This is a genomic window from Staphylococcus sp. GDB9P120P, assembly GCF_017893435.1.
Classification (GTDB): Bacteria; Bacillota; Bacilli; order Staphylococcales; family Staphylococcaceae; genus Staphylococcus; species Staphylococcus cohnii.
Window position 1 is genome coordinate 4,216 of the sequence record NZ_JAESNB010000014.1, and the last position, 260, is coordinate 4,475.

The window sequence follows — 260 nt, forward strand, 5'->3', positions numbered from 1 at the left end:
GGAACTCATCACGAGAAACGGCATCTAATGCTTTCTCCAGTTGCCATGCATAACCACGTGGCGTTGTTTGTTCGTCGTACTTGTTGCCATCACCTAAATTTATTTCATGGTCTAACATTTGGCCTTTATACTGGTTGTGAATGTTACCAGGATTATTTATCTCTTGCTTAACATAACGTTCACGAGATATACGACGACCAGCCTCATTTTTATTCTCAATCATTTTACGATACACTTTCACAACATCTTGCAGTTTATCC

At 39.2% G+C, this 260-nt stretch carries 1 pseudogene; it reads right to left on the bottom strand.

Annotation, left to right across the window (positions count from 1 at the left end):
- Positions 1 to 260, bottom strand: a pseudogene (locus tag KA856_RS13100) (hypothetical protein); the annotation flags it as partial.